At 53.8% G+C, this 16,631-nt stretch carries 16 protein-coding genes; 11 read left to right on the top strand and 5 right to left on the bottom strand.

Annotation, left to right across the window (positions count from 1 at the left end; genetic code table 11):
* Positions 1-283: 283 nt before the first annotated feature.
* From MKZ07_RS22300 to MKZ07_RS22325, 6 genes are all read left to right on the top strand, one after another.
* A complete protein-coding gene (locus tag MKZ07_RS22300) occupies positions 284-541 on the top strand; it encodes a GlsB/YeaQ/YmgE family stress response membrane protein (protein WP_036691667.1) in 258 nt (85 codons plus the stop codon).
* Between the two features lie 133 nt (positions 542-674).
* Positions 675-1,391 carry a lantibiotic protection ABC transporter ATP-binding protein gene (locus tag MKZ07_RS22305; RefSeq protein WP_036691664.1) on the top strand — a complete coding sequence of 239 codons (717 nt, stop codon included), beginning with the start codon at positions 675-677 and terminating at the stop codon, positions 1,389-1,391.
* Entirely contained in the window at positions 1,384-2,112 is a 729-nt protein-coding gene (locus tag MKZ07_RS22310) for a lantibiotic immunity ABC transporter MutE/EpiE family permease subunit (RefSeq protein WP_036691662.1), read from the top strand. Before MKZ07_RS22305 ends, MKZ07_RS22310 begins: the two co-directional genes overlap by 8 nt.
* Before the next feature lies 1 nt (position 2,113).
* Positions 2,114-2,872 carry a lantibiotic immunity ABC transporter MutG family permease subunit gene (locus MKZ07_RS22315; protein WP_036691659.1) on the top strand — a complete coding sequence of 253 codons (759 nt, stop codon included), beginning with the start codon at positions 2,114-2,116 and terminating at the stop codon, positions 2,870-2,872.
* Positions 2,873-2,904: 32 nt separating this feature from the next.
* Positions 2,905-3,567 carry a response regulator transcription factor gene (locus tag MKZ07_RS22320; protein WP_036691656.1) on the top strand — a complete coding sequence of 221 codons (663 nt, stop codon included), beginning with the start codon at positions 2,905-2,907 and terminating at the stop codon, positions 3,565-3,567.
* On the top strand, positions 3,555-4,967 hold the full coding sequence (locus MKZ07_RS22325; protein ID WP_341027563.1) for a HAMP domain-containing sensor histidine kinase: 1,413 nt from the start codon (positions 3,555-3,557) through the stop codon (positions 4,965-4,967). The genes MKZ07_RS22320 and MKZ07_RS22325 overlap by 13 nt, the downstream gene beginning before the upstream one ends.
* A gap of 97 nt (positions 4,968-5,064) precedes the next feature.
* Here the strand turns inward: MKZ07_RS22325 and MKZ07_RS22330 are convergent, their stop codons facing one another.
* The 4 genes from MKZ07_RS22330 to pnuC are packed head-to-tail and all read right to left on the bottom strand — an operon-like array spanning position 5,065 to position 8,134.
* Entirely contained in the window at positions 5,065-5,505 is a 441-nt protein-coding gene (locus tag MKZ07_RS22330) for a DUF6097 family protein (protein ID WP_036691654.1), read from the bottom strand.
* Positions 5,506-5,517: 12 nt separating this feature from the next.
* Positions 5,518-6,423: an NUDIX domain-containing protein gene (locus MKZ07_RS22335; protein WP_036691756.1), complete on the bottom strand. Its 906-nt coding sequence runs from the start codon at positions 6,421-6,423 to the stop codon at positions 5,518-5,520.
* Positions 6,424-6,449: 26 nt separating this feature from the next.
* Positions 6,450-7,460: an AAA family ATPase gene (locus MKZ07_RS22340; protein WP_036691651.1), complete on the bottom strand. Its 1,011-nt coding sequence runs from the start codon at positions 7,458-7,460 to the stop codon at positions 6,450-6,452.
* Complete coding sequence (gene pnuC / locus MKZ07_RS22345; RefSeq protein ID WP_036691648.1) at positions 7,457-8,134, bottom strand: nicotinamide riboside transporter PnuC; 678 nt, start codon at positions 8,132-8,134, stop codon at positions 7,457-7,459. Before pnuC ends, MKZ07_RS22340 begins: the two co-directional genes overlap by 4 nt.
* A gap of 212 nt (positions 8,135-8,346) precedes the next feature.
* On the opposite strand from pnuC, the gene MKZ07_RS22350 reads away from it, so the two are divergent.
* From MKZ07_RS22350 to MKZ07_RS22360, 3 genes are all read left to right on the top strand, one after another.
* Positions 8,347-8,481, top strand: coding sequence for a hypothetical protein (locus tag MKZ07_RS22350; RefSeq protein WP_268748795.1), 135 nt, complete (start codon positions 8,347-8,349; stop codon positions 8,479-8,481).
* A gap of 203 nt (positions 8,482-8,684) precedes the next feature.
* On the top strand, positions 8,685-12,230 hold the full coding sequence (locus tag MKZ07_RS22355) for a DUF3289 family protein (protein WP_341027564.1): 3,546 nt from the start codon (positions 8,685-8,687) through the stop codon (positions 12,228-12,230).
* 27 nt (positions 12,231-12,257) lie between these two features.
* Positions 12,258-12,755, top strand: coding sequence for a hypothetical protein (locus tag MKZ07_RS22360; protein ID WP_341027565.1), 498 nt, complete (start codon positions 12,258-12,260; stop codon positions 12,753-12,755).
* Positions 12,756-12,836: 81 nt separating this feature from the next.
* Here the strand turns inward: MKZ07_RS22360 and MKZ07_RS22365 are convergent, their stop codons facing one another.
* Complete coding sequence (locus tag MKZ07_RS22365) at positions 12,837-14,948, bottom strand: TerD family protein (RefSeq protein WP_341027567.1); 2,112 nt, start codon at positions 14,946-14,948, stop codon at positions 12,837-12,839.
* Between the two features lie 517 nt (positions 14,949-15,465).
* Between MKZ07_RS22365 and MKZ07_RS22370 the strand changes: the two genes are divergently transcribed.
* Both MKZ07_RS22370 and MKZ07_RS22375 read left to right on the top strand, forming a co-directional pair.
* Positions 15,466-15,867, top strand: coding sequence for a RidA family protein (locus tag MKZ07_RS22370; RefSeq protein WP_341027569.1), 402 nt, complete (start codon positions 15,466-15,468; stop codon positions 15,865-15,867).
* A 263-nt stretch (positions 15,868-16,130) separates the two neighbouring features.
* Entirely contained in the window at positions 16,131-16,601 is a 471-nt protein-coding gene (locus tag MKZ07_RS22375) for a hypothetical protein (RefSeq protein ID WP_341027570.1), read from the top strand.
* Positions 16,602-16,631 lie beyond the last annotated feature (30 nt).

Here is a 16,631-nt window from a genome sequence, read left to right on the forward strand (position 1 = left end):
CTAATATTAACACCGCGAGAGAACGTTAGACTCTCCGTCACCGTTCGAACCCCCGTGACGATCAATTGTATTCAGTTATTCACACACATTGCGCCCGCGCACCCTGCCCCGGCACATTGTATTCGGTTTTTCGCATTCAATCGGTCCGCCCTGATGTACAACTAGCCTTGGCTGCTGCCGGACCGCTAGCTATATACTTTTCAAAAATAAACCTTCACAGATAGTTCACCTTGCCCGCTTCTCAACATACCTTGAATAAACCAACTAGAAAGGGGACAAATCAATGTATCTGCTCTGGGTAATCATCGTAGGTGGACTCATCGGCTGGCTAAGCGGCAATCTGATCGGGCGTGATGTTCCGGGAGGCGTACTCGGCAATATAATCGCCGGGTTCATCGGCTCCTGGCTGGGCTCCGAGCTGCTTGGTCCAAGGGGCCCTGTAGTAGGTGGCTTCCACATTGTTCCGGCTATTATCGGCTCCATCGTTGCGCTATTGATCTTCTTTGCCCTGGCCCGCGGCGGCGCCTTCCGGCGTCGTTAATCCTTCCTGACGGCTGCTGCAAAGTCAACACAGAGCCCCTCCTGTTCACCCAGGCAGGGGCCCCTACCATGTCATCCTTACACAATCCTTAGAATCCGCCCTTAGAGTAGAGGGAGAGAAAGGATGATATACTATGCAGGATAATATTCTGGAAATACAGGCTCTATGTAAAAGCTTCAAGCGCCAGACAGCCGTCAACAACGTATCGTTAACTGTTGCACGCAATTCTGTCTACGGGCTGCTTGGTCCGAACGGTGCAGGCAAATCGACCCTGCTCAAAATGATTACCGGTATGCTGCGGCCCGATTCCGGGACCATCCGCTTCCAGGGCCGGGAATGGACCCGAAAGGACTTAAGCCGGATCGGCATATTAATTGAAGCACCGCCTCTGTACGATAATCTGACTGCCCGGGAGAATCTCAAGGTACGCACGCTAGCCCTCGGACTGCCGCAGTCGCGGATCGAAGAAGTGCTTGCTGTTGTCGATCTGACCGCTACCGGGAAGAAACGCGCCGGACAATTCTCCATGGGGATGAAGCAGCGGCTCGGCATCGCGATTGCGCTCTTGAACCAGCCGGAGCTGCTGATTCTGGACGAGCCGACGAACGGGCTGGACCCGATCGGGATTCAGGAGCTGCGGGAGCTGATCCGCTCCTTCCCGGAGCAGGGAATCACCGTCATTCTGTCGAGCCACCTGCTCTCCGAGGTGGAGCAGACGGCTGACCATATCGGCATCATCGCGGGCGGCGTGCTGGGCTATCAGGGGGCGGTCTCCCCGGATCAGGACCTGGAGGCGCTGTTCATGCAGGTCGTAACAGCCCACCGGAGGGAGGGTGCCGCTCATGCTTAATATCGTTAGAGCGGAACACCTGAAATGGCGGCGTACCTTCATTCCCAAGCTGGCCTGGATCGCTCCTGTATTCACTCTGTTCTTGTGCGCTGTTCTGATGGGCGGCGGCTTTTTTCAGAGCGGCTCTTACAACTGGTGGTACACGATGCTGTTGCCCGGAGCGCTGAGTCTGGTCTGTTCGCTGGCGCTGCAGAAGGATGCGAAGCTGAAGTACCGCGGACTGCTGGCCTTGCCCTTTACACCGGGAACGCTCTGGGCCGGGAAAATCATCGCCTGTGCGTATTGGCTCCTGGCTGCCCTCCTCGTGTTCCTAACCGGCGTTTCCGCCGGGGGCTTGCTGTTCGGACAGACGATTACACTGCTGAGCAGCCTGGCGGGAAGCGCACTGATCTTCCTCACCTTCCTGTGGCAGATTCCGCTGTGCCTGTTCCTGGCGGCACGCTTCGGGTTATTCGCAGCGGTCCTGCTGAATATGGCCGGTACTACTCTGGGTGTAGTTCAATTCGACAGGGGCGGCTTATGGGATTACATTCCTTATGCGATTACCGCCAAGCTTATGTGTCCCGTGCTGTCCATCCTGCCGAACGGCCTGCCGGTCCCGGCGGACAGCCCGCTGCGCAGCACGGATATGATTCTTCCGGGTACGCTGGTCTCTCTCGGATGGTTCGCCATCCTGTTCCTGCTCACCACCGTATGGTTCCGTAGACAGGAGGCGAAGTAGCATGAATGCACTTCCGGGTCTGCTCAGGGCCGATCTGCTCAAAATACGGCGCACCCCGTTTCTCCTGATCCATCTGCTGACCCCGCTGATCGGGGCTGCCTTGTTCCTGGCCTACTATTCCATCTCCCCTGCCAGTGAAGCGGGCAAGGTGATGGGGTTCATGCAGGCAGTCGCTTGTGCGTTTCCTACCCTCATCGGGCTGGTCTGTGCAATGGTGGCGGAGCAGGAGGCCGTCTCCGGAGGATTCCAGGGAATGCTGTCTCTGCCTGCGGCCAGAAATACCACCTATGCCAGCAAGCTGCTGCTCCTGCTGGGATTCAGCCTGGGGGCTGTCCTGCTGATCTTCGTCCTGTTCAGCCTGGGCTTTGCCGGAATGCTGGGACAGGACCGGCACGGCATACCCTTTTATCTCACCGGGTCCGTGATCCTGTTCGCAAGCAATATCCTGCTCTATCTGCTTCACTTCGCGCTCAGCCTGCGCTTCGGACGGGGCGTCTCTATCGGCATAGGAATCACGGGAAGCCTGCTCGCTGCCCTGATGCTGACCGGTCTTGGCGATATCCTGTGGCCGTATATCCCCTTCGCCTGGGGCGGCCGTTTCCTCTCCCTGCTGGAGATTCAGCATTCGGGAGGCTTGCCGCCTTTTGCCGAAACGAGATTGGCCACCGGCGTATCCATCTGCATAGTAGCAACGATAGCTGCCGGACTCCTCAGTATGTTATGGTTCTACAAGTGGGAGGGCCGCTCTGCGGATAACTAGCCTCCAAATCTGTAAATGAAGGAATTAATATTATGGCCAAAATACTTGTGGTAGACGACGAACCCGCCATCCTGTCCCTGATAGCCAACGCACTCAGTACCGACCGCCATCTGGTAACCACCTTCTCTGATTCCACGCTGGTGCGCGGGACCGACCTCGGTGCATATGACCTGATTCTGCTGGATGTGATGATGCCCGGTGTGGACGGCTTCACCCTGTGCCGGGAGATCCGCACGGCGGTGGATTGTCCCATTCTTTTTTTGACGGCGAAGACGCTGGAAAGTGACCTGATGTACGGACTGGGACTGGGGGCGGATGATTATATTATGAAGCCCTTCGGCATAGGTGCGCTGCGGGCGCGGATCAACGCTCATCTGCGGCGGGAGAACCGGGAGAAGCGCAACATTCTGTATATGGACCCTGTACGCTTCAACCTCTCCGGTAAAGAGCTGTACGCCCGGGAGGACAAGGTGCCGCTGACCAAAAGTGAATATGAAATCTGCGAGTTTCTGGCCCGCCACCGCGGTCAGGTCTTCTCCAAAGAGAATATCTATGAAGGGGTCTTCGGATATGACGGGGAGAGTGACAGCAGTGCCATTACGGAGCATGTCAAGAACATCCGCGCCAAGCTGGGCCGGTACGGGCTTGAGGCCATTGAAACCATCTGGGGGATCGGATATAAGTGGAAGCTGTAAAACAACGCAAAACCGTGCGGCTGCGCACCTTTTTTCTGCACTACCTGCTGCTGTTGAGCCTCGGTACCGTTCTGCTGCTGGGAATATTGGTTGGCGCATTCACACTGGCGTTCGCCCGGGGGGCGCTGCTGCCTGCCAACTATGACGAGAAGGAAATCGCCCAGTTCAAGCAGCAGCTGGCTGCGGGCGGAGCGGATAAGTCCCCCCAGGTCCCGGGCCGGCTGGAGTACACCGTATTCACCTTGGACGGGAAGCCGCTGGCCGGCAATCTGACGGCTAAAGAGTCGAGGCAAGCCTGGAGAATTGTCCAGGAGGGGAACAACAGAAGCTCCTACTACTACACCACCGCTGAGCATGGGCAGAAGCTGTGGATCTTCCGTTATATCTTGACGCCGCAGTACGCTTCTCCATTGCTGCGCAGCTCGTTGCCGAACCCCCAGCTGCTTGCCCCCGCGCTCTTCGTGCTCGTTTTCCTGCTGATGGCCGCCCTGCTCGCGGCCAGGTTCGGCCGGAAGCTCTCGGAGCGGATGACCGGGCTGCAGGAAGCGACCGATAATATCCGGCGCGAGAATCTGGAGTTCACCGTCCAGCCCAGCGGCATCCGGGAGATTGACGAGGTATTGGGCTCCCTGGACCGGATGAAGGATGCCCTGCAGACTTCACTGGAGAAGCAGTGGGAGCTGGAACGCTCCCGCAGGGAGCAGATCTCCGCGCTGGCCCACGACATCAAGACGCCGCTGACCATTATCCGGGGCAACGCTGAACTGCTGCAGGAGATTGTAGAGACTGAGCCGCAGCGTGAATACAGCGGCTATATCCGCCGCAGCGCCGAAGACATTGAAGCCTTCGTGCAGGAGGTCATTGACTTGTCCAGCCTGCAGGCCGGCTCATCCCGCCAGCAGACGCGGGTCCCGGCGGCAGAGATCATGGCCGAGCTGGAGCTGCAAATGAAGGCCCTGGCTGCGGGCAGGGACCTGCGGACCTCTGTCCGGCATGAGAAGCTGCCGGAATTCCTGTACATCCACAAGGAGCTGCTGCTGCGGGGAATCATGAACCTGATCGCCAATGCGGCCGAGCACACCCCGCCCGGTGGAAGCATTGCCCTGCTCGTCCAGGGTGAAGCGGCGGCGGTTCAGTTCACGGTTACCGATACCGGCAGCGGCTTCTCAGCGGCCGACCTCCGGGAGGCGACTAACCAATTCTACCGGGGCGATCCGAGCCGCAGTTCCGGGGATCACCACGGAATGGGGCTCTATATTGCGAGGTCTGTGGCCGAGCAGCACGGAGGCAGTCTGAGCCTCAGCAACGCCGCACCCTCCGGGGGCGGGAAGGTCACGATGCGCATTGCCGCGCCTGAGCAGCAGCCCAGCCAAGTGGAAACGGCTTTGCCGTCCTTTTGAAGGACGGTACCGTTTCAGCGAGAAATAGAAGGATAATGTATAGCGTGAAACCTATACATTCTTATATTTCAAGGGATAAACTGAATGCCGCCTGTGGTCAGGCGGCGTTCAGTCCCAGCTTACTTTTCAGCTCCGGATAGATCCGGCCATACAGCTTCCGCCGCAGTACTGAATGGTACAAGGCCAGCACCAGCGTCACCACGATCAGCGCGGCGGGTACGAGATACAGCACCGGATGATCCACGAAATAGCCGAACACATCATAACCCCGGTTGATATACCGGCCGTAGATCGCGGCGATGGCAACCACCAGCAGCACCGGCAGGGCAAACAGACCGGACAGGATGTTGACCTTTTTCATCTTTTTGTAGGTGGATTGAAACGCCCTTTCACCCTGGGCTTCTTCGAGCAGCATGACTTGCTTATCGAAGGAGTCGCTTTTGCGCACCGGCATCTTGGATTGTGTAATGTAGTTGTGCAGCACATCCAATTCATGGCTGAATTCCATTGTTCTTAATATTGCTCTGCCTGCGTTCATGGATGATTCCTCCTAATTAAAAATCCAGACTTCTCCCCAGTTCCGCTGATACAAGCGGCGGGAGGGGGTGTGTTCCGTTTGCTCTGTGTACAGGTTGGTCGCCGTTATAAGCGCAGCCATCTTGTCCAGGAAGACCGCCTTCGGCAGTTCCTGGCCGATAATCAACTCGTAGACTTGCTGAAATTCGGCCAAGGTGAATTGCTCAGGCATTAAGAGCAGCGCGATTCCGGTTCTCTCCGTCTCCTGGCGCAGCCGTTCCATGGCATAGGCAATGATCCTCGCGTGATCAAAAGCAAGTCCGTCATTGGACAAGACGGCATATTGCACCGAACTGGACGCCGGTGCCGCTGTCACCGTCTGTTCGATCACCGCAGTCAGCGCTTGGCCTGCGGCCTCCAGCCGAAGCTCATAGGTACGGGTGCGTATGCAGCCCGGCTCCAGCAGCTCTTTATGCTCCTGCCGAAGCTGGTAGCTTACCTTGAACCAGGCCGCAGCCTCGGCATCATCCCCTGCCTCTAATTGGATACGGCGGCTGTCGACCAACGCCATATAGCTGCTGCTGATCACCCATGTACGGGGATCGCGCCCGGGGTCAGAGAAGGTGCGAAGCTGCTCCAGATACGCACCGGTAACACCGGTCTCCTCCTCCAGCTCGCGTGCGGCCGCCTGATCCGTGGTCTCGTCCGGCTGGGCGAAGCCGCCCGGAAGCGCCCATTTGCCGAGGCAAGGGTGCCCGCCTCTGCGGATCAGCAGGAGGTGCAGCTCCTTCGCCGCAGCCACGGTTACATGGTCTGCCTCTGCATCCATGGCGGTGAAGATCACCATATCCGTAGCCACTGAAGGCCGCACATAATCCCCAGGCCGGTACTGTTCCAGGAATTCTTGTTCTGTAAGTCCGTTACCATCTCTCAATTCCACTCTCTCCGCCTCCTTCTGTCTCTTGCTCAATGCTCCAGCTCTCCGAAATAGTTCCCGTACGGCTTGAACTTTGCCAGTACACTGTCCACCTTGCTTATACGTTCCGTAAGCGCGCCCCTCAGGGTAATATAGGGAATCCGCCGCTCCTTCAGATCTGCGATAATCTGCTGGTGGAACACCTGCCGCTTCTGATCCCCGCTGCGGTCCCACGTGTCGTCATACGGAATATCATCGTCGCACAGGAAGAACAGGTCGTAGCGCTGCGCGTTCTCCAGGGCCAGCCGGGTCAGCAGCTCAGGTGCCTTCCCATGGTAATCCAGCGCATACATATACGTGGTGATCGCATTCGTATCGACGAATAAATACCTATTGGCCTCAAGCAGCGCCTGCTCTTCCCGCTCCAGATGCCCTACCGCAATCTCGTCAAAAGCCTCCAGCCCAATCCGCCGGTCCACCTGATGCTCCGTCCAGTAATCACGCCCGTATTCGCTGGCGAAGGACGTGCCGTACTTCCGGGCAAGCGCTTCGGTGATCGTCGACTTGCCGGTAGACATCGCCCCTACGAACACGACCTTCGTAATCAAATCGCGGTACACAATCCCGCTTACATAATCACGGTATTTGTAGGGGTCCGAACGGACCATCGTGGCCGATACAGGCACCTGCACCCTCGCCTCATCCACCCGCCGGTCAATAGCGCCCAGCGCCAGGCTCATATGCTCTCCATAGAATTCACTCGAATAAAAATGAGTCACCTGTTCGCCCTTCAGCAGCCCGAGAATATACTGCTCCTCCCGGATCTCATGCTCCCTGTCATCCGAATATCCGTCCGGCCCGTCCCAGGCCTCGATTACCCGGACCGCAGGATAGAGCTTGCGAATCCAGTTAGCCCTAACCTGCAGCGGAACCGGAGAGACGGTCGTCTCATAGATCACTACAATCAGTTCGTCAACCTCCCTCAGCGCCGTCTCGAACATGAACTGGTGCCCTTTATGCAGCGGAGCGAACTTCCCGAGTGTTAATCCAAGTGTCTTCATGACAGCGCCTCCTTAGCCCCTTTATTCCAGTTGTAGTAGCCGTAGACCGCGTTGATCAGATAGGCGCTCCACATGACAGTCATCAGCAGACCCTCCCCGCTGCCTTCCAGCGTCCGGATCACCCAGAGCAGCACGGTGAACATATTCAGCACAATATAGACCAGCCACTGCTCCTTGAAACGCCGTACCATCAGGATCGTTGCCACTACCGATAACACGGTAGTCAGAGCATCGATATAAGGTGAATTCTGCGCAGGAATGAACGATAAGCCGAAGCCCAGCAGCAGCGCCCCCGCCACACAGACTGCAATGGTGAGCAGAATGCCCCTCGTCTCCATTTGGCGCATGGACAGTTTGCCGCCCTGAATATTTCTTTTCCACATATAAAAGCCTACAATATTCATGGGCACAAAGAATAGCAGATTCAGCATAACCTCGCCAAATAATCCGTTGATATAGGCCAGATAAGCATAACCAAAAGTATTATACATCCCGAATCCATAGCTCGCCAGCTTCCCCTTCGCCGTCAGCACCACGCATAGTACCCCGGTGATGAAGACCGTGAACCCGAAGAGCGAATCCTTGGAGATCACCGTAAAAACAACCGCAATCAGCGTAAATATCACCAGCCAGGCGAGTTCAAACCCGCTCCAGTTGCCGGGTGCCTTCTTCATGCTCATCCCTCCGATTCCTCTGCTTCCCGCAAAACCAATTACTTATTAACTTATTAACTAATTGATAATTACATTTTGTTAATATCAAGATAACAGAATTTATATCCGGATGCAAGCATTACATTCCACAATTCACATCAGAGATCCGCACGGAAAGGGAGGACAACCATGAAGATCAGACAATTGAAACTGATAACAGTCACTTGGAGGATATGAAGACATTCTATAGCGAAGTCCTCCAGATGCCGGTAATTGAAGAGGGCGATACTTCTCCGGGCTCTGGCAACGCAAGCAGCTCTATTTCCGGGACCCGCAAGGCAACATTCTGGAATTATACCCTCCGGTGAGAGGTCTGCTTGCAAAATGATGCAGACTACACCTTAGCTCTATCGAACGGGACAGCCCCAGGCTGGTCCTTTTTGTAGTTCTTCTACTTTTCTTCCATTTGTTGTTGCCTAAACCTCTTTATGCAAATATGATAGATTCATATACTCCAAGATCTTACATATTATCCACCCTATTAATAATCATATGAGGAGGAACGGCAGCAATGTTCACTACAAGAATCATGAAACGGAGCTTCACCTTATTTGCCATTCTCGTATTGGTATTCTCTTCTCTTCAGCTCCACCCCGCTTTAGCGCAAGACGAGACAGGCGGCAGTCAGGAAGTGACTTACACGGGAGAAGGGTATGAAGTCCTCTACAGCATTTCCTCCCGGTGGGAGGGAGCCTTCAATGCCGATGTTACCATCAGGAACACGGGCAGCAGGGTACTGGAGAACTGGACCCTTGGTTTTACGTCTCCGTATGAGATCACGAATATCTGGAACGGCCGGGTAGATTCTTATGAGAATGGTCTATATGCCATCAAGAATGCAGGCAGCAATCAGGACATTCCGGCGGGTGGCAGTGTGAATTTCGGCTTCACGGCTTCTTTTGAAGAAGAGCTGCAGCTGCCCGCAGTGTTTGACTTGCTGGGCGGGGAGCAGACCGTTCCAGGCGGGCAATACGAGACCAGCTTCAAGGTGACAAGCGATTGGGGCAGCGCTTTTAACGGTGAAATTGCCATTAAGAATCTGTCACCGTCCGCAGTTGAGGATTGGACACTGGCGTTCGATTATGAGGGGCAGCTGGAACGCTTCTGGACGGCTGACATCATCAGTCATACCGGCAATCATTACGTGATACATAATGCGGGCTATAATGCCAACATTCAGCCGGGCGAGACTCTGGTCCTTGGCTTCACCGGGAGCCCGGGGAATGTGGCAAGCGAACCTTCAGTCTATCAGCTGACGCAGATCTCCACCCGGCAGGAAGCCCCTGAGCCGGAGAAGGTCTCCGTACAGCTCGATACTTACAGTCTCCAGCTTCAGAACAGCCCGGATGGAGACTACTACTTCCTGAGCTCCAAGCTGGACAAGCTGACCGGAGTGCTGGGAGGAGCATCGAGCGTCACGGCCCTCACCTATCAGCTTGAAGACCGAAATAAAGCAGTCCTCCAGCAAGGGACGATCCCTGTAAGTGCGGCGTGGTCTGCGGAAGGAATCGGACTTGGGATCGGATACAATCTGCTGAAGCTGCGCGCCCACGCTCAAGATGGAACTGAAGTGACCAAAGAGTATATAATCGTGAACTTCGATGAGGGCAATCTGCCTAACCTCGGGATTGACCCGGAGAAGGACAGCGATCATGACGGCATCAGCGATTATTATGAGGGACATTTCGGTCTCTCCCCCACCAGCAGGGATACGGATGGTGACGGATTAAGCGACCAGGATGAGCTGCTTGTCTTGAGGCTGAATCCGCTTGAACCGGACAGCGACAAGAACGGGACTGCCGATGGTGATGAAGATTACGATAAGGATAGATTAACCAACCTGGAGGAATTGCAGCTCGGGACCAGCCTTATCAGTGAAGACAGTGACAACGACGGTCTAACGGACGGCGAAGAAGTTCATACGCACAAGACCGATCCCCTGAAGGCCGACACCGATGGGGACGGACTCTCTGACGCCTGGGAGCTCCAAATCGGAAGCGACCCGCTTGTGCCTGAGACGAAGTTCGCTAGAACGGTGAAGGCAGAGGATGCCGGGGGCAAAGCTGTTCCAAGCGTATCCGTGGAAGGGATCACTGCGGAACAGGTAGAGAGCCTGTCCGTCCAGCCGGTCGTGGACGGCATTCTTAACGATGCCACCATTCCCGGTTACATTGACCAGGGCTATAATTTCTCCATCGACGGGAGCTTTGAGAAGGCGACGATCTCCTTTGAGTTCGATCAGAGCCTATTGAATCAGGCAGACTTTGTGCCGCGGATCTACTATTACAATGAGGAATTCCAGTTGTTTGAAGAGCTCTCCGGTCAACGGCTGGCCGGGAATGTGGTCTCGGCAGAGACGGCTCATTTCTCCAGATACATTCTGCTGAACAAGACGGTATACGACCAGGTCTGGCAGTATAAGTTCCTGTACGATGAGGGGCAGGAGCATTATGCCGGGATGGATATCGCCTTCGTCATCGATTCCTCGGGCAGTATGTCAGATAATGACCGGAACAATGTGAGAATCAGCGTTACCCGGCAGTTTGTTGATCTGCTGACGGACAGTGACCGCGGGGCTGTGGTAGATTTTGACGACTATGCTACAGTATTATCCGGCTTTACTTCAGACAAGGCCGTGCTGAGTCAGGCTGCGGGACGGATTGATGCGTACGGCGGAACGACTCTGAGCAGCGGGATTTCCAGTGCACTTAATCTGTTCGCCGCCGGCGGCAGAGCGGATGTCCTGAAGTATATTATTATGCTTACCGACGGGGAAGGCTCTTATGACACCACACTAACCAAGCGGGCTGCCGATCAGGGTATTGTGATCTATACGGTGGGCCTGGGGAGCAGTATCTCGACCAGTGTGCTGACCAGCATGGCCCAGGGCACCGGCGGCAGCTATTATCACGCCAGCAATGCCAGCCAGTTGTATGGAATTTTCGACACCATCGCTGAGACCTCAGACCTGTACAAGGATACCGACAAGGATGGCATCAGTGATTATCATGAGAAGGAGATACAAGCCGGAAGACTGCGTGTAGGTACTGGCGGTGCAGCCATCCGATTGAACTATCTGGATGCTGACAGCGATAAGGACGGGCTTAAGGACGGGCAAGAGATCCGCATTGTCAAATCCGGCGACAAGGTCTACGCCTATTTGTACTCCAATCCCAACCTGGCCGATACGGACGGCGACGGCTTGAACGATACGGTGGACAGCAGAAGACTGATTCCAGATGTGGAGCAGGCCCTAATCCTTCAATCGAATCACAGGGAGGGCGTGCTGAAGACCGCTGCGCAGGGAACTTCTCCTGTCTCTGACGATCTGACGTTCAATGACTACACGTATAGTGAGTTAATCAAGCTGGGCCCGGTATTCTCGGTGGCCAAGATTACACCGGAGTTCATGATCTGGGGCGAGATGGCCGCTCTATTCGCTGTCGGCAAGATAGGTGCAACAGATGATATGAAGTTCGTTCTTGGCGATCTGATCTCAACCTTCAAATACAGCAAAACCATTAATGAGGGAACATCGGTCTCCTTTGGCGACACCTTCGATACCAGCAAATACATTAAGTATCATAATAGCGAGCTGGATAATGCCGTCATCACCGACTCCAGCACCCAGAACTATGTAGGGCTCATCAAGAATTTTGTTGTGCAGGAGCTGCGCAATAATTCAGGCGATTTGTCCAGGCTGAAGTTCAACCCGAACAGCAGCCAGAATATCGTGAATAATTACGTGAACCAATTCCCGACCAGCCCATATCCGGTATTCACGGAGAAGAGCAATCTGGCGTTATCGCTGGCCATCCATGCTTTCCATGGTCATAATATTACTATTAAGGACTTCAAGAACATCGGGGGGCAATTCAGCGGGAAGCTGGCGTTCCATTTCTACGACCATTTCGGTCTGGATGCCGATGACGAGGTCAATAATCCAGGGTTTGTAGACTGGTTCACTTTGCAGCACTACGAACGGTTCAATGGCAAATATGTGCCGTTCATTACAACGATTGATTACGAGCTGCCCTTCAGCGGCTCTGTGAAATAACTCCAATGAATCAGGCAGGTGAATCCATTGAGCCGCAGGACACGAAGCTTCCTTGGCATGACCATTATACTGATGCTTGCCGCAGCAGGCTTCATCATCCGTTATGATCCCTCCGAGGCGAAGTACGGCATATTCCGGGAGCATCGCGGGCAGTTTGATGCTGTGAAATCGGAGACCCTGCTGCTGATGGACAGTCTGGATGAACGGAGCGATATCGGGAATACGTTCATCTACTCTAATAATACCGCCCCTCCATTCCATGACAGTGTAAATACAGAATTGCAAGACAAGATCCAGCAGATCGCTGCATGGTCCCGGGACAGCCTGGACTTCGTGCGCTACAGCAGGCAAGACGGGAAGCCGCTCCTCCGGTTCGTATTCGACTGGGAAAGGGAGCATGGCCCCACCTATCATATTGTGTATTGCGCAAGTCAGAGCATGGTGGAGCAGGCCTATGCCGCAGAGCCGGTGAAGTATAAGCTAACTTCGCTGGCCGACGGCTGGTACGGAATCGAGATAGAATAGTTGCAACAAAAGGGGGGTGTCCCAAGCCATATCATGGCTAAGACACCCCTTTCTTTTGAACAAACAGGTTACCCGCTCTACTCACACCACATATTCGGCCATAATCTGCTCGATGTGGTACGGAGTCACTCCCTGGTCTACCGAGAATACGGTATCGGCCTGCTGTGGTGACACGGCCAGCTGACCACGGGCCTTGGCGTGCAGCGTGAAAAGATCATACAGATCAGGCTTCTTCAAGGAGGTCATCGCCTTGCCGATGATCACCATCCCCTTCTGATTCGCCTCCACATTATTCGGATAGAACGGATCTCTGGTCAGAGACAGGTCTGTCCAGATCACGGTCCGCTCCACCAGATCCAGTATCACAGGAATGGCGATTTGAGTATCCGCCGTGACATCAATCTTGTTCGACACCGTGGCTGGCTCATAGATTTCACCAGACCCCGGCTTTTTCCGCATCATCCAGCCCGTGAAGCACTCCGGCAGATTGCAGTACGGCTGTCCTGTGAAAGAATGGAGGGTAGCCACCACATACCTTCCGCCATACTCAACAATAGAAGGAATATGCAGATCGATGAACTCACTGGCCCCGTAAGGTGCCGTTACAATATCCCCGCTATGGACTGCATGATATTGTGCCGAGCGCAGATTGGTATAAGAGATATGCTCGACATAATTCCAATTCTTATCATACATCACTGCTGACAAATCAATATCAACGCGGCCTGTAGGGGTACCGTCCATCTTCCCTTCCTTCCACCAGCAGAAGAAACGGACCGTATTCCCTTCTTCCATCGGAATCCGGCTTCCCCGGACCAGGGTATGCAGCGCTTTGCTGGCCGACCGCTGGGAGAATGGCACAAGATAGTCCCTCAGGCGCTCATCCACATATACCTTTCCCAGAGACGGCTGGGCAGCAAACCGCGCCACCAGCGTCTGCTCGCAGAGATCCACCAGATCCCGGCAGGCTTCTTCACTGATCTCCGGTAGGGTATTAGGGGTGGCCCAGGCTTTGGCGACATTTCCCTTGGGGAAAAACACCCTCAGCTCAGGCAGCTCCCGCTGGCGTTCGAAGTAGTTCTTCACCTGTAGCAGCACCGGGGTCGATACCTGACCGGCCACTTCGCCGAAGGCCATCACCACGTACTCAGGCTCCCGGGTCATCCGCAGCAGCTTCGCCAATCTTCGTGCGAATTCACCCGGACGCTTCGCCAGCAGATCCAGTGCCGTCCAGAGCTGCTGGTACTGAAGGGCAAGCTCTACACTTCCGTTATAGGTGGTGAAGGGCTTTTTATTACGCAGGATATCAAAAGCTTCCTCACAGCGCTTATACCGCTGCTTATATTCAGATGGATGCAGGATCTCGCCGAGACGAATCCAGCGTTCCCGGTACCTTAGCATATCCTCGGTGATGGGATGGCACCGCTCCAAGAGCCCCAGCAGCAGCCGGCGTTCACTACGCTTGAACTTGCGGAAGTGGGTAGGCAAGGCCAGACTAACATCGCCTCCCGACCAGGCCACCGCCAGCCGCAGCACATCGGTTGCCGTCTTGAAGTACGGGCTTATTCTTGCTACGTCCGCTTTACCATGCTTAAGCAGCGACGACGCCACATATCCGGCATTCTCCTTGAACGGTATCTCCTCCGGCAAAAGCTCATCCAGCTCTTCGTTGGCTGTATTCGCAATCACAGCATCGATATCCTTCTGATCCTCTGCCGAAATTGAGCCCCTGGCCTCCATCAGCTGGCGGATTAGGGTCCGGAACTCCGTGCTGCTCCCCAGATCAATGACCTTCAGCTTCACATGATCCTCAAGGGGTGTTCGCTGCACAGAATCAGCATATGGAAGCTCCCAGGTATAATAATGGAACATCGCATTGAAATACAGATCTGCTTCGTCCTCCTGCATGACCTGCTCCGGGAACCCCGGATACATCGGTGCATAATGCACATGCGCGCCAACCATCCGTCTTACATCGGCAATCAGCGGATAGTACAGCTGCTCGAAGGCCTCGCGGGGCAGCTTCTGGACCGCCCGGAATAAGGCAGGCGACAGGGTATACCCAAGCCCCTGCAGATTGCGGAGGGCTGCGGCCAAGTACCCCTTCGGGAGCTTCTTTGTGTCAGCAGCGTCAGGTGTATATTTCAGCATAATCTTGCCTGCTCTACGCAGGTAAATCCGGTTTATTTGCATAGTAAAAGTGTCCAGGAGAGCCGTATCCCTACTCGGTTTAAGTCCATGGGTAGAAGGAAGGAATACAATAGCCTGGACGCCTCCTCTCTGAGTAAGCATCCTTCAGGAGAGCTGCGGCCCTATTTCATCCAATTGAGTAGAAGGAAGGACCGCGGGTAGCCTGAAGATCTCCCGGCGATCTTGCAGCCGTTTGATGGTTCCATCTTCGCACACGGTCCAGTAGGCCAACAGGGCGAAAGTATTACGACAGAGGGAAATTTTAACTTATGGCTCCGCCACGCATCGTATCGCACCCTGTATTTTGGTTTTTATTGAGGGTATGTTATCATTCTTAGAGTAAGTTAAATTTTAAATGTTTAGGAGGGATACCTGATGAAAAAGAGATCCATTCAATATCTGTCTGCTGGAATCGGGTATTCGACGGCTGTTTTCTTTTAGAATCGATGCGGACGGGATAGGTCTGTCCAATATTAAGCGATACTACAAAAACAGCCCATTTAAAAGGAGACTTACCATCATGAATCTAAATAATAAGGTCGTTCAAAGATATAACCCTGAAAATATAGCAAAACCGGTTGGAAGCTACAGTCATGTGACCAAAATTAGCAGAGATGCTGAAATGTACGTCTTTTCCGGTCAAATCGGGATCGATCCGAACAATAACACCCCCCCCGATTTCAACCAGCAAGTAACCAATACCATGAGTAATATTGTCGCCATTCTGTCCTCGCAGCAGCTAACCCCGGACCATGTCATCAAAATCAACATCTGGGCCACGGAGGAAATCGATTGGGACCATTTCTATTCCATCTGGAATGAAGTGTTCGGCCCTACGCCTCCCTCCATGACGGTTGCCTACATCCAAGGATTAGGGCTGCCTGAACTCAAAATCGAGCTGGATGTGTGGGCCGCCGGTTAGAGGATAGAATAATTTAAAACACCCAAAACAAGCCCTGGAAGATATTCTTGAGGCTTGTTTTGGGTGTTTTTTTGCTGCGCTGCGGATAATTAAGGGGTAAAGGTATATTTTTGATGTGCATTTTATTATTTAAGAGGATTAAGGTGTTGTCCATCCTAAAAGGTTAGACATCGCTGTTAAATCATGTCACTTAGGGATATACTAAAGGAGATAACGAAACTAAGATAATTTACAACCATTTAGTGCTGCTGAGGAGTGATAGTGTGAAGCTCAGAGTTAGAGATGTTTTTATTGCAGGCGCCCTCCCGATTCACACCTATATTTCCCGCAAATCGGAATTCGGGCTGACCTATGAATTCCGTCTTCATAACGTAGTCGATATGGTCGGATTTTTAACTTCAATTATAGGCCCATCGAAAACTGGAAAAACAGTACTGTGTGACAAGGTAATCGGCTTGGATGGATACGTCGATTTTATAGGAAGCGACTTTAAAGATACTGTAGATTTCTGGGAGACGATTGCAAATAAAATTGGTATTTCCCTCGAACGGGACCATACAGAGATACGCACGCTTGAAGGTCAGGGGCTCGCCGGAACAACGGAAGGAATCACCACCTCCATCACAGAGTCTTTCCGTTCCGGCAAAGATAAAGTCATTCAATATTTTATAGCAAACAACTTAGTTCTATTACTAGGGCGTGTCTTAAAACTAGATATTGCTTCCAACGCATAACCGTAGCATAATTTTACAAGGACGCAATTA

The organism is Paenibacillus sp. FSL P4-0338 (assembly GCF_038002365.1).
In the GTDB taxonomy this organism is placed as follows: Bacteria; Bacillota; Bacilli; order Paenibacillales; family Paenibacillaceae; genus Paenibacillus_AQ.

Bases quoted from the DNA above. Each gene is read 5' to 3' on its own strand.
- MKZ07_RS22300 (WP_036691667.1), top strand. From the start codon at position 284: ATGTATCTGCTCTGGGTAATCATCGTAGGTGGACTCATCGGCTGGCTA.
- MKZ07_RS22305 (WP_036691664.1), top strand. From the start codon at position 675: ATGCAGGATAATATTCTGGAAATACAGGCTCTATGTAAAAGCTTCAAG.
- MKZ07_RS22310 (WP_036691662.1), top strand. From the start codon at position 1,384: ATGCTTAATATCGTTAGAGCGGAACACCTGAAATGGCGGCGTACCTTC.
- MKZ07_RS22315 (WP_036691659.1), top strand. From the start codon at position 2,114: ATGAATGCACTTCCGGGTCTGCTCAGGGCCGATCTGCTCAAAATACGG.
- MKZ07_RS22320 (WP_036691656.1), top strand. From the start codon at position 2,905: ATGGCCAAAATACTTGTGGTAGACGACGAACCCGCCATCCTGTCCCTG.
- MKZ07_RS22330 (WP_036691654.1), bottom strand. From the start codon at position 5,505: ATGAACGCAGGCAGAGCAATATTAAGAACAATGGAATTCAGCCATGAA.
- MKZ07_RS22340 (WP_036691651.1), bottom strand. From the start codon at position 7,460: ATGAAGACACTTGGATTAACACTCGGGAAGTTCGCTCCGCTGCATAAA.
- pnuC (WP_036691648.1), bottom strand. From the start codon at position 8,134: ATGAAGAAGGCACCCGGCAACTGGAGCGGGTTTGAACTCGCCTGGCTG.
- MKZ07_RS22350 (WP_268748795.1), top strand. From the start codon at position 8,347: ATGAAGACATTCTATAGCGAAGTCCTCCAGATGCCGGTAATTGAAGAG.
- MKZ07_RS22355 (WP_341027564.1), top strand. From the start codon at position 8,685: ATGTTCACTACAAGAATCATGAAACGGAGCTTCACCTTATTTGCCATT.
- MKZ07_RS22365 (WP_341027567.1), bottom strand. From the start codon at position 14,948: ATGCAAATAAACCGGATTTACCTGCGTAGAGCAGGCAAGATTATGCTG.
- MKZ07_RS22370 (WP_341027569.1), top strand. From the start codon at position 15,466: ATGAATCTAAATAATAAGGTCGTTCAAAGATATAACCCTGAAAATATA.